Annotated in this window: 10 protein-coding genes; 6 read left to right on the forward strand and 4 right to left on the reverse strand. The window is 60.1% G+C overall.

What is annotated here, in order from left to right:
- Positions 1-316: 316 nt before the first annotated feature.
- Entirely contained in the window at positions 317-1,528 is a 1,212-nt protein-coding gene (gltS, locus tag PspS35_RS10205; protein WP_159934070.1) for a sodium/glutamate symporter, read from the forward strand.
- A gap of 80 nt (positions 1,529-1,608) precedes the next feature.
- Here the strand turns inward: gltS and PspS35_RS10210 are convergent, their stop codons facing one another.
- On the reverse strand, positions 1,609-3,348 hold the full coding sequence (locus tag PspS35_RS10210) for a dipeptidase (RefSeq protein ID WP_159934072.1): 1,740 nt from the start codon (positions 3,346-3,348) through the stop codon (positions 1,609-1,611).
- A 216-nt stretch (positions 3,349-3,564) separates the two neighbouring features.
- The gene (locus tag PspS35_RS10215; protein ID WP_159934074.1) at positions 3,565-4,191 is read right to left on the reverse strand and encodes an alanyl-tRNA editing protein; all 627 of its coding nucleotides are present in this window, start codon (positions 4,189-4,191) and stop codon (positions 3,565-3,567) included.
- 89 nt (positions 4,192-4,280) lie between these two features.
- Between PspS35_RS10215 and PspS35_RS10220 the strand changes: the two genes are divergently transcribed.
- Positions 4,281-5,228: a LysR family transcriptional regulator gene (locus tag PspS35_RS10220; RefSeq protein ID WP_159934076.1), complete on the forward strand. Its 948-nt coding sequence runs from the start codon at positions 4,281-4,283 to the stop codon at positions 5,226-5,228.
- On the opposite strand, the gene PspS35_RS10225 is transcribed toward PspS35_RS10220, so the two are convergent.
- Together PspS35_RS10225 and PspS35_RS10230 are read right to left on the reverse strand one after the other, a co-directional pair.
- Positions 5,229-5,636 carry a PA2817 family protein gene (locus PspS35_RS10225; RefSeq protein WP_010567536.1) on the reverse strand — a complete coding sequence of 136 codons (408 nt, stop codon included), beginning with the start codon at positions 5,634-5,636 and terminating at the stop codon, positions 5,229-5,231.
- A gap of 75 nt (positions 5,637-5,711) precedes the next feature.
- The gene (locus tag PspS35_RS10230; RefSeq protein WP_159934078.1) at positions 5,712-8,159 is read right to left on the reverse strand and encodes an acyl-CoA dehydrogenase; all 2,448 of its coding nucleotides are present in this window, start codon (positions 8,157-8,159) and stop codon (positions 5,712-5,714) included.
- A gap of 191 nt (positions 8,160-8,350) precedes the next feature.
- On the opposite strand from PspS35_RS10230, the gene PspS35_RS10235 reads away from it, so the two are divergent.
- The 4 genes from PspS35_RS10235 (at position 8,351) to PspS35_RS10250 (ending at position 11,527) form a co-directional block, all read left to right on the forward strand.
- Entirely contained in the window at positions 8,351-9,010 is a 660-nt protein-coding gene (locus PspS35_RS10235; protein ID WP_159934080.1) for a transglutaminase family protein, read from the forward strand.
- Between the two features lie 56 nt (positions 9,011-9,066).
- The gene (locus PspS35_RS10240) at positions 9,067-9,684 is read left to right on the forward strand and encodes a glutathione S-transferase (RefSeq protein ID WP_159934082.1); all 618 of its coding nucleotides are present in this window, start codon (positions 9,067-9,069) and stop codon (positions 9,682-9,684) included.
- A 134-nt stretch (positions 9,685-9,818) separates the two neighbouring features.
- Entirely contained in the window at positions 9,819-10,751 is a 933-nt protein-coding gene (locus PspS35_RS10245) for an ABC transporter ATP-binding protein (protein WP_159934084.1), read from the forward strand.
- A complete protein-coding gene (locus PspS35_RS10250) occupies positions 10,748-11,527 on the forward strand; it encodes an ABC transporter permease (protein ID WP_112194370.1) in 780 nt (259 codons plus the stop codon). The genes PspS35_RS10245 and PspS35_RS10250 overlap by 4 nt, the downstream gene beginning before the upstream one ends.
- The last annotated feature ends 183 nt before the right edge of the window (positions 11,528-11,710 follow it).

Below are 11,710 nucleotides of genomic sequence, written 5' to 3' on the forward strand. Positions count from 1 at the left end.
AGGCGAAGAAAGTGACTGGGAATCAATGACTTAGCGCTCGAGTGCATGACTCGTTTCCCGCTCCATATTCAAGAAAAAGCCACTCAAGCGAGTGGCTTTTTTTTGCCTGCGATTTGAGCAAAAGGGCTTCGGCCTCCTTTTGCATTCCAACAGGATTTCAGGTGCGCTTTGTGCTTGGCAAAGCCATCTGCTGCGCCGGTGATGTGGCAGATTTTGTAGGAATATTCTGTACTCTCCGAGAGGTGGATGCGTATTGGTCCCGCGGTCTCTACTCTGGCATGCCCATTTTCCCTGTTCACCTCAGAGAGCCGCCCGGATGTTACAGCTGGACTTCTATTCAACCCTGGTCGCCGCGTCCCTAGTGCTTTTGCTTGGCCGTTGGCTGGTTGCCCGCATAGGTTTTTTGCGCACCTACAATATTCCCGAGCCGGTAGCCGGCGGCCTGTTGGTCGCCTTGGTGCTTTTGGCGCTGCGGGGCCTGGCCGATATCGAGGTACGCTTCGACCCTTCGTTGCAAACCCCGTTGATGCTGGCTTTTTTTGCCACCATTGGCCTGAACGCAGATTTCGCCAGTTTGAAGAAAGGCGGGCGCATCCTGGCGATTTTCCTGTTGGTCGTGACCACGCTGCTGGTGGTGCAGAACGCCATGGGCATCGCATTGGCCACGGCATTAGGGCTCGACCCGTTGATGGGCTTGCTCGCCGGTTCAGTGACGTTGTCCGGCGGACACGGTACGGGTGCCGCCTGGGGCACGGTGTTCAGCGAGAAGTATGGGGTGGCCTCCGCGTCGGAATTGGCGATCGCCTCCGCTACCTTCGGCTTGGTGCTCGGTGGCTTGATCGGCGGACCGGTTGCGCGCCTGCTGATCAAGCGGGTCCAGGTGCCTGGCGTCGAGCAGGTGCAGCCGCGCCTGCCCAAGGGCTTTGAGCAACCGCACCGGGAGCGTTTGATTACCCCGTTCTCATTTATCGAAACCCTGGCGTTGCTTGCGATCAGCCTGCAGGTCGGCACCTACCTCAATGGCGTCCTTCAAGGCACCGCGTTGGAGTTACCGACGTTCGTCTGTGTGCTGTTTGTCGGTGTGGTGCTGCGTAACGGCTTGTCGGCGCTGGGATGGCATCAGGTGTTCGAGCGCGAGGTATCGGTGCTGGGCAATGTCAGTCTGTCGTTGTTCCTGGCCATTGCCTTGATGTCCCTCAAGCTCTGGGACTTGGCAGCACTGGCATTACCGATTGTCATTCTGCTGGCTGCGCAGGCGTTGTTGATGGCGTTGTTCGCGATTTTCATCACGTTCCGGGTCATGGGCAGCAACTACGATGCGGCAGTGCTGGCGGCAGGGCATTGCGGGTTCGGGCTCGGCGCCACGCCGACGGCGATTGCCAACATGCAGGCGGTGACGCAACGCTTCGGCCCTTCGCAGATTGCGTTTCTGGTGGTGCCGATGGTGGGCGCGTTCTTTATCGATATCACCAATGCGGTGGTGATCAAGCTGTATCTGGCGCTGCCGTTCCTGGGCGCAGCGGGTTGATGCGTTAGCCCGTGGGTCACACACAAAAACGCCGATCAGCAATGATCGGCGTTGATTGTTGAGGGTTGCTTCGGCCGCTATCAGAGCTTGGGCAATTGCCCGATACGACTCATCATTTCGGTGACGATCTGCAAGTCCAGCAAGAACTGGTCGACGGTCTTGAACTCGTTGTCGGTGTGCCCGGTGTATTTCACTTGCGGTCGCGCCAGGCCGAATTGCACGCCATTGGGCAGTTCATGCACGGAGGTCGCGCCGGCCGAAGTGCCGAATTTGTGTTCCATGCCCAGGTTTTCGCTGGCGACCGCGAGCAAGGCCTTGACCCATTCCCCTTCCGGGTTGCGGAACATCGGCTCGGCCACCGAGTAGGTAAAGTCCACGTTGACCTCGGTCTGCTTGTCCCAGGCGCTCAACTTCTCGGCGATCTGAGCCTTGAGTTTCTCCGGGGATTTACCCTTCGGCACTCGCAGGTTTACCGCCAGCTTGAAGGCTTTGTCATCCAGCCCGACAAAGGTCAGCGAGGTGGTCAGCGGCCCCATGAAATCATCGGAGAAACCCACGCCCAATTTGCCACCCAGGTAATCCAGGCCCCAATTGTCGGACGCATACCGCGCAGCGTCGGTGATGTGGTTGTGCTTGAGGGCGATCTTGCCGTCGACACTGTGGATCAGCTCCAGCATGCGCGCCACCGGGTTGATGCCGGACTCCGGCTCGGAGGAGTGCGCCGACACGCCGGTGACGGTCAGTTTGACGTCCTTGCCGTCGACATTAGCGCTCACCGCAAAATCACCCCCGTTGCGCTTGGCGTACTCCGTGCCGGCCTTTTGCAGGCTGGCTGCCAATTCGGCAGGCTTGTCGCTGACAAAGGTGGCTACCGACGCCGAGGGAATCTGGTTGGTGGCCATGCCGCCGGTCATTGCGATGATTTCTGCGCCTTTGCCTTCCCCTTTGCGGCGGGGGAAGGTGGCCATGACGGTGCCATAACCTTTTTCGGCAATCACCACCGGGTACCCGCCATCCAGTGCCAGGTTGTATTGCGGCGTGGGGTTGCGTTCGAAGTAGTAAGCAATTGCGTCGCCGGAGGTTTCTTCGGTGGTGTCCACCAGCAGCTTGAAATTACGCGCCAGCGGCAGCTTTTCTTCCTTGATCACCTTCATGGCATACATTGCCACTACGATGCCGTTTTTATCATCCTCGGTACCACGCCCATACATGCGGTCCCCGATCAGCGTGACCTTGAATGGGTCGAGCTGGGTGCCGTCTTTCAATACCCAGTTCTCAGGTGTCACCGGTACCACGTCGGCGTGGGCGTGGATGCCGACCACATCGTCGCCGCTGCCTGCCAGGGTGATTTCGTACACGCGGTTGTCGACGTTGCGGAAGTTCAGGTCAAAGGTCTTGGCCAGGGCCTGGATCTTGTCGGCAATCCGGATGAATTGCGGGTTCTTGTATTGCGGCACGCCGTCCACGTTGAAGGTCGGGATTGCCACCAGTTCGCGCAAGGTGTCGAGGGCGGCCTTGCCGTACTTCACGCGGGTGTAGATACCCAGCAAGCGATGGATTTCGTTCTGCTGGTCGGCGCTCAGGTTCTGGTTGTCGAGGAAGGCACTGATGGCCGCGCCGACGTCAGCGGTTTTGCCCAGGTCGCCCTTGGCCAGGGTGCTGAGGAAACCACGAAAGTCGCTGACCGACGTTTCGCTGAAGCGCTTCAGAATCGCCGTGCTTTGCTCCGGGGTGAGGTTGGCAAAGGCGGGAGTGCTCACTACCGAAAGGCTCGCCGCGAACAGGGTCGCCGCCGCCACTTGCTTGAGAGGAAAGTGCATGGTCAACGGCATTCCTTTGCAAAGGGAAAGTAGGGAGTTTCTGATCAATGTGTCAGAAATATTTCCACACACTAACACCGCCAAGGTGTGCCGGGGGAGGCCATGCGCAGGCTTATCTAAAAACTCGATAGCACTCCAAAATGCGCGCGTTGCAACGCTGTAGCCTGCGGTTTAGAGGCCGCGCAGCTCATAGTGCCCGAATGGGGCGGTCGCGATTCAGTCCAGGCTGTAACGCACCGACAACGTGCCCTTTTTTTCCGACAGGGCCAGGATCGTCACTGCACCCAACTCGCCCAGTGTCTGCACATGGGTACCGCCGCAAGCGTAGGCGGGCAACTCACCGAAACCGACTTCGCGGGTGCCGTCGTCCAGGGCCATATGGCGTGGGTAGTCTGCGGCGATCCATTGGTTGATCTGCTGCTGAAGGCGCTCGGCGTCGAGGGCCTGCGCGGTTTCGCCACGAATAAAGGTGATCTTGCCTTCGCCCGGCCAGTGGTGGGCCTTGATCGGCATCCAGCCCAAGGTTTCGCCGGCGTTGCCTATCAAGTGCCCGGCGGAGTGCAGGCGTGTGTGCAGGGCGCGGCGTGGTTCATCGACCCGCGCAATGATGGGCCCCGGCGCCACAGGTTGGTTGACGTAGTGCACCACGCGATCAGCTTCCTGGGTGACGCGCAGTACCCGAGCGTCACCCAGCCAGCCGGTGTCGAACGGCTGGCCACCGCCTTGGGGGTGGAAAATCGTCGATTGCAAAACCACCGCAAACTGGTCTTCGCAGGGCGCGCAGCTCAGCACTTCAAGCTCGGCGCTGAGGTGATCGTGGGTGAAAAACAGGCGCTCGGTCATTTTATACATCCGCATCAGGGTTCTACGGGCAGTATAAATAGCGCTCGGATGGGTGATAATCCGTTCAATTATCAATGGACCTGTGCGTCATGAGCATCAATCTTCCATTACCGTTGCTGGGTGAAATGGCGATTTTCGTCAAGGTGGTAGAGACCGGCAGCTTCTCCGAAGCGGCGCGTCAGTTGAGTGTTTCGCCGTCGGCGGTGAGCCGCAGTATTTCGCGCCTGGAAAAAGCCCTGGCCACCCGCTTGCTGCAACGTACCACACGCAAACTGCGTCTGAGCGAGGGCGGTGAAGAGGCCTTCAAGCGCTGCCAGGAGATGGTCAACGCGGCGCGTTCGGTAATGGAGATCAGTGGCCAGTTCACTCACGAAGCCGAGGGCTTGGTGCGGGTCAGCGTGCCCAAGGCAGTGGGACGGTTTGTGGTGCATCCACACATGCCGGAGTTTCTGCGGCGTTATCCCAAGGTGGATGTGCAACTGATCCTTGAGGACCGGCACGTGGACATGATCGATGACAATGTTGACCTGAGCATCCGCATCACCGACAGCCCGCCGCCGGGTCTGGTGGGGCGGCAGTTATTGCCGATTGAGCATTTGCTGTGTGCCACACCGCAGTATCTGGCCGAGTACGGTACGCCGCAGCATCCCCACGATTTGCTGGAGCACAGCTGTATCTACCTGGGCGAAACCCCGGGCGACTCGCGCTGGAAACTGCGCCAGGGCGGCAAGGCGGTGACTGTTGGCGTGCGCGGGCGTTACGCGGCGAACCACACGGGTGTGCGGCTGGATGCGGTGTTGCAGCACGTGGGGATTGGCAGCTTGCCGTACTTCACGGCGCGCCATGCGTTGGAAGAGGGGCGATTGGTGCAGGTGCTGCCGGGGTGGGATTTCATTGCGTCCTACCATGGCGAGGCGTGGTTGCTGCATTCGCCCACGCGATACCTGCCGCCGAAGCTGCGGGTGTTTATTGATTATCTGGTGGAATGCATGGCGAAGGAGCCGACATTGCGTCGGCCCTCTGGCGGGGTTGGCTGATCAGTGCTTGCTCTGATCCTGCGGCATCGCCAGCAGTTGCTTTTCCTGGTTCCAGTCGAACGGTTCGTCGTTCTGTTCGGCCTCGAAGCGGCGTTCTTCCAAGGCCTGGTACAGGTCCAGTTCTTCGTCGGGCATGAAGTGCAGGCAATCGCCGCCGAAGAACCACAGCAGGTCGCGTGGTACCAAGTGGGCAATTTGCGGGTAGCGCAGGATGACCTGGCTCATCAAATCCTGGCCCAGGTACTGGCTTTCGATCGGGTCGATCGGCAGCAGCGCGCGCAATTCGTCGAAGCGCTCCAGGAACAGGGTGTGGCTTTCCTCGGGCACCTGTTCGGCTTCGCCGACGGCAACCAGGATGCTGCGCAGGTGGTCGAGCAAGACGAGATGATCGGCAACGACGTTGGACACGAGATAAGTCCTCTAAAGCAAAAACGGGCGCGAGAGTATATAGCCCTCGCGCCCGTATTTATATGACCGCTCGACTCAGCGGACTTTACCCTCGGCCTGGGTCAGCTCCTCCTTGCTGAAATCATCCACGTCGATCACCTTGCGCCGAGCGGCTTCGGCGTCACGCAGGGTCTGCGCTTCGGCGGGCTGCAGCACGCCCGCCTGCAGCGCGGCATCAATGGCATGTTCGCCGGCAGTTGGTTTGACTTGGCCGCTTTTCAATGCGGTATGCAGTTTTTTCTGCAACGGATGGCTGGCGCCGAGCAGGTCGTAGGCATGTTGCAAGGCGCCCACCGGATCGTCCGCCGATTGCGGGCGGTAGCAGCCGGCCAGCAATTCTTCCAGGGTCGGGTCGCCTTTGGCACGGCCAATCACGGCGGCGACTTCGGCATCCAGCGCATCGGACGGCCCGGTGTGGCGACGGCCGAACGGAAACACGATCACCCGCAGCAGGCAGCCAAGCACCTTGTTCGGGAAGTTGCTCAGCAACTCATCCAACGCGCGCTCCGACTCGCCGAGGCTTTCTTCCATGGCCCAGGCGAACAGCGGTTCCAGGTGGTCCGGTGAATCCAGGTCGTGGTAGCGCTTGAGCGCAGCCGAGGCCAGGTACATGTGGCTCAGCACATCTCCGAGGCGTGCCGACAGGCGTTCGCGGCGTTTCAGTTCGCCGCCCAGCAGCATCATGCTCAAGTCCGCAAGCAGGGCGAACGCCGCTGCCTGACGGTTGAGTGCGCGGAAGTAGCCCTGGCTCAAGCGGTTGCCCGGCGCTTTTTCGAAACGGCCAATGCCGAGGTTCAACACCAGGGTGCTGGCGGCATTGCTCACGGCGAAACCGATGTGTTGCATCAGCAGGCCGTCGAACTCCTTCAGCGCCTGGTCATGGTCTTCGCGGCCGGCCAGGGCCATTTCCTTGAGCACGAACGGATGGCAGCGGATGGCGCCCTGGCCAAAGATCATCAGGTTGCGCGAGAGGATATTCGCGCCTTCGACGGTGATGAATATCGGCGCGCCTTGCCAGCTACGGCCCAGGTAGTTGTTCGGGCCCATGATGATGCCCTTGCCGCCGTGCACGTCCATTGCGTGGCTGATGCACTCGCGGCCGCGCTCGGTGAGGTGGTACTTGAGGATCGCCGACAGCACCGAAGGTTTTTCCCCCAGGTCGACGGCATTGGCGGTGAGCATGCGCGCGCTGTCCATCAGCCAGGCGTTGCCGCCGATGCGCGCCAGGGCTTGCTGGATACCTTCGAAGGCCGATAGCGGTACGTTGAATTGTTCACGCACCTGGGCGTACTGGCCGGTCACCAGGCTGGTGAACTTGGCCGCGCCGGTACCCACCGCCGGCAGGGAAATCGAACGGCCCACCGACAGGCAATTCATCAGCATCATCCAGCCCTTGCCGAGCATTTCCTGGCCGCCGATGAGGAACTCCAGAGGGATGAACACATCCTTGCCGGAGTTTGGGCCGTTCATGAACGCAGCACCCAGCGGCAAATGACGACGGCCGATCTCCACGCCGGGAGTGTCGGTGGGGATCAGCGCCAGGCTGATGCCCAGGTCTTCTTCTTCGCCCAGCAGATGGTCCGGGTCGTGGGCCTTGAAGGCCAGCCCGAGCAGGGTCGCGACCGGCCCGAGGGTGATGTAGCGTTTTTCCCAGTTCAGGCGCAGGCCTAGGGTTTCCTTGCCTTCCCACTCACCTTTGCAGATCACCCCGGTGTCGGGCATGGCGCCCGCATCGGAGCCGGCCAGCGGACCGGTCAGGGCGAAGCACGGGATGTCATCGCCACGGGCCAGGCGTGGCAGGTAATGGTTGCGTTGTTCGTCGGTGCCGTAGTGCAGCAGCAGTTCTGCCGGGCCGAGGGAGTTGGGCACCATCACGGTGGACGCCAGGTCGCCGCTGCGGGTCGCAAGCTTCATGGCGACCTGGGAGTGGGCGTAGGCGGAGAAACCCTTGCCGCCGTATTCCTTGGGGATGATCAGTGCGAAAAAACCGTGGGTCTTGATGTGCTCCCAGGCTGCGGGCGGCAGGTCCATGGCCTGGCCGATTTCCCAGTCGCTGACCATCGCACAGAGTTCTTCGGTCGGGCCGTCGATAAAGGCCTGTTCCTCTTCGGTCAGTTGCACCTTGGGGTAGGCCAGCAACTTGTCCCAATCGGGGCGGCCGCTGAACAGCTCGCCGTCCCACCAAACGGTGCCGGCATCGATGGCGTCTCGCTCGGTTTCGGACATGGGCGGCAGGACTTTCTGGAACCAACTGAACAGCGGCTTGGTGAAGTATTGGCGGCGCAGGTCGGGCAGCAGCAAGGGCGCTGCGACCAGGGCGATCAGCACCCAGAAGATCAGCAGCAGCCAACCCGGTGCATGGCTCCAGGCGCCCATCGCCAATAGGTAGACGGCAACCACGCCCAAGGCGGGCAGGGGCGCGGTGCGGCGGTGTGCCAGGTAGGCAATGCCGACCACCAGAACCAGTATCCACAACAACAGCATATTCAATCCTCCGTGAAACCAGGGGCGAAACCACCAGGGAGCTTAGTCGGCATCCGAGAAAGCGCGGCAGTCAGGGTGTAACGAGTTGTACGCAAAGCGCCGATCCACAGGCGCCGACTTTTGGCCGAATCGTCGTTATCGCTATGGCAGGCCTGTCATTAAACTCCAGGCTTCCTTCGGAGATAACGCTCATGGAAACGTACCTCAGTCCCAGCCGCTTCATCGATAGTGACCACCCTGCGGTGGTGGAGTTCGCCGAAAAATATCGCGGAACCCGTGCGGATTTAACTGACCAGGCAGTCAGCCTCTATTACGCCGTGCGCGAAGCGGTGCGCTACAACCCCTACACTTTCAGCCGCGACCCAGACACCTTGACCGCCAGCTTTGCCTTGGCCACCCGTGAGAGCTACTGCGTGCCCAAGGCCACCTTGCTCGCCGCCTGCGCCCGCCACTGTGGCATCCCGGCGCGCATTGGCCTGGCGGATGTGCGCAACCACCTGTCGACTCCACGCCTGCTCGCGCTGCTCAAGAGTGATGTGTTCGCCATGCACGGTTACACCGAGCTGTACCTGGATGGTCGCTGGGTCAAGGCCACGCCGGCGTTCAATCAGCAACTGTGCGAGGTGTTCGACGTGCCGCCACTGGACTTCGATGGGCGCAACGACAGCGTGTTCCACGCGTTCAATCGCCAGGGCCAGCGTTCGATGGAGTACGTGATGGACCATGGGCAATTTGCCGATGTGCCCGAGCAATTGTTTTTCACCCATATTCAGAAGTGTTACCCGCACCTGTTTGGCGAGGGCACGCCAAAGCTGTTGGGCGACTTGCAGAGCGATTTAAGCCGCGGGTGAACCGGCGTATGCTGCTGCGTCCATAAAGCCATGTTCATCAACAATAAGGCGCGGTCATGCTGAAGATCTGGGGTCGTAAAAATTCATCAAACGTCAGGAAGGCACTGTGGTGCGCCGAGGAACTCGGCCTGGACTATGAAGCAATTGATGCGGGCGGGGCTTTTGGTGTGGTCGACACCCCGCAATACCGGGCGTTGAATCCCAACGGCCGGGTGCCGATGATTCAAGACGGCGACTTTGTGTTGTGGGAGTCCAACACCATCGTGCGTTACCTCTGCGCCAAGCACGCCTCGCAGTTTTACCCAAGTGACCTGCAAGCCCGGGCCAACGCCGAAAAGTGGATGGACTGGACTACCTCGACCCTGGCCGAGCCCTTCAAGATCGTGTTCTGGGGTGTGTTGCGTACCCCGGCGGAAAAACAGAACTGGGATAACATCCACGCAGGGCGCCAAGTCTGTATCGATGCGCTCAAAACAGTCGATCAGGCCCTTGCCGAGCAGCCTTATCTGTCCGGCAGCGCGTTCGGCATGGGCGATATCCCCTTGGGCTGCTTCGCCTACGCCTGGTTCGAGATGCCTATCGAAAGGCCTGCAATGCCCAATCTAGAGGCGTGGTATCAACGCCTGCAACAACGCCCGGCGTACCGCAAAGCGGTCATGACCGCGTTGACTTAATACTGACTATTAATACAGGTGACTGTACTTGTGCGGCGCGGGCAAGCACCATGCTTGTCATGCGCCGCCGTTGAACTACGTGGGCTGCGCGCTCATCTACTCTTTCCATTCCCTTCTTTGGTGCGTATTCCGATATGAGTTCCGCTCTGTCCATCCGGCAGCTAACCAAAACCTACGGCAACGGTTTCCAGGCCCTGAGTGGTATCGATCTGGACGTTGCCGAAGGTGACTTCTTTGCCTTGCTCGGCCCCAACGGTGCCGGCAAATCCACCACCATCGGCATCCTCTCCACCCTGGTCAACAAGACCAGCGGCACGGTGAATATCTTCGGCCATGACCTGGATAAATCCCCGGCGGCGCTCAAGCGTTCCATCGGCGTGGTGCCCCAGGAATTCAACTTCAACCAGTTTGAGAAAACCTTCGATATCGTTGTGACCCAGGCCGGTTACTACGGCATCCCGTCGAAAGTCGCCAAGGAGCGCGCCGAGCAGTACCTGACCCAACTGGGCCTGTGGGACAAGCGCGACGTGCCATCCCGTTCGTTGTCCGGCGGTATGAAGCGTCGCCTGATGATCGCCCGCGCACTGGTGCATGAACCGCGCCTGCTGATCCTCGATGAGCCCACCGCTGGGGTGGACATCGAACTGCGCCGTTCGATGTGGACCTTCCTCACTGAGCTGAACGAGAAGGGCATCACCATCATCCTCACCACCCATTACCTGGAAGAGGCTGAGCAACTGTGCCGCAACATCGGCATCATCGACCACGGCACCATCGTCGAGAACACCAGCATGCGCAACCTGCTGGGCCAGTTGCATGTGGAAACGTTCCTGCTCGACCTGAAGAACAACCTGTCGGCGCCGCCGCAACTGCTCGGCTACCCGAGCCGCCTAGTGGACAGTCACACCCTGGAAGTCCAGGTGGACAAGGCCATGGGTATCACCGCGCTGTTCACGCAGTTGGCAACCCAGAACATCGAAGTGCTGAGCCTGCGTAACAAAACCAATCGCCTTGAGGAGTTGTTCGTGTCCCTGGTGGAGAAGAATCTGACGAAGGTGGCGGTATGAGTTCCGAACTGCAACCCAACCTCGTCGCGCTGCAAACCATCGTTTACCGCGAAGTGAAACGCTTTACCCGGATCTGGCCGCAGACCCTGCTACCGCCGGCGATCACCATGGTCTTGTACTTCGTGATCTTCGGTAACCTGATCGGCCGGCAGATCGGCGACATGGGTGGTTTCACCTACATGGAATACATCGTGCCGGGCCTGATCATGATGTCGGTGATCACCAACTCCTACGGCAACGTGGTGTCGAGTTTCTTCGGCAGCAAGTTCCAGCGCTCCATCGAAGAACTGATGGTGTCGCCGGTGTCGCCGCACACCATCCTGCTCGGCTACACCGCAGGCGGCGTGTTGCGTGGCTTGATGGTCGGGGTGATCGTGACGCTGTTGTCATTGTTCTTCACTCACCTGCAGGTGCATCACCTCGGGGTCACCATTCTGGTGGTGGTACTGACGGCGACGATCTTCTCGCTGCTGGGGTTCATCAATGCCGTGTTTGCGCGCAACTTCGATGATATTTCAATCATCCCAACGTTCGTGCTGACGCCGTTGACCTACTTGGGCGGGGTGTTCTACTCCATCAGCTTGTTGCCGCCGTTCTGGCAGACCGTGTCGCTGGCCAACCCGGTGCTGCACATGGTCAACGCCTTCCGCTACGGCATCCTGGGCGTGTCGGATATCAAGATCAGCGTAGCGATTACCTTCATGATCGTGGCGACCATCGTCTTGTATATCGGCTGCGCGAAATTGCTGGTGAGCGGGCGCGGCATGCGTACATAACTCATTGAATGCATCTGGGAAAATGTGGGAGGGGGGCAAGCTCCCTCCCACATTGGGTTGTGTGTGAGGCTTAACGGTGGCGTCGAAAACAGAATCCTGTTGACGCTGGGCGGGTTGTCATTCCGATACTGCTGGGCCCAAGGGCTTGCAGGTCGCCAAGCTAATATCTGCAAAATAGATAAC

It is taken from the genome of Pseudomonas sp. S35, assembly GCF_009866765.1.
Taxonomy (GTDB): Bacteria; Pseudomonadota; Gammaproteobacteria; order Pseudomonadales; family Pseudomonadaceae; genus Aquipseudomonas.

Bases quoted from the DNA above. Each gene is read 5' to 3' on its own strand.
- gltS (WP_159934070.1), top strand. From the start codon at position 317: ATGTTACAGCTGGACTTCTATTCAACCCTGGTCGCCGCGTCCCTAGTG.
- PspS35_RS10210 (WP_159934072.1), bottom strand. From the start codon at position 3,348: ATGCACTTTCCTCTCAAGCAAGTGGCGGCGGCGACCCTGTTCGCGGCG.
- PspS35_RS10215 (WP_159934074.1), bottom strand. From the start codon at position 4,191: ATGACCGAGCGCCTGTTTTTCACCCACGATCACCTCAGCGCCGAGCTT.
- PspS35_RS10220 (WP_159934076.1), top strand. From the start codon at position 4,281: ATGAGCATCAATCTTCCATTACCGTTGCTGGGTGAAATGGCGATTTTC.
- PspS35_RS10230 (WP_159934078.1), bottom strand. From the start codon at position 8,159: ATGCTGTTGTTGTGGATACTGGTTCTGGTGGTCGGCATTGCCTACCTG.
- PspS35_RS10235 (WP_159934080.1), top strand. From the start codon at position 8,351: ATGGAAACGTACCTCAGTCCCAGCCGCTTCATCGATAGTGACCACCCT.
- PspS35_RS10240 (WP_159934082.1), top strand. From the start codon at position 9,067: ATGCTGAAGATCTGGGGTCGTAAAAATTCATCAAACGTCAGGAAGGCA.
- PspS35_RS10245 (WP_159934084.1), top strand. From the start codon at position 9,819: ATGAGTTCCGCTCTGTCCATCCGGCAGCTAACCAAAACCTACGGCAAC.
- PspS35_RS10250 (WP_112194370.1), top strand. From the start codon at position 10,748: ATGAGTTCCGAACTGCAACCCAACCTCGTCGCGCTGCAAACCATCGTT.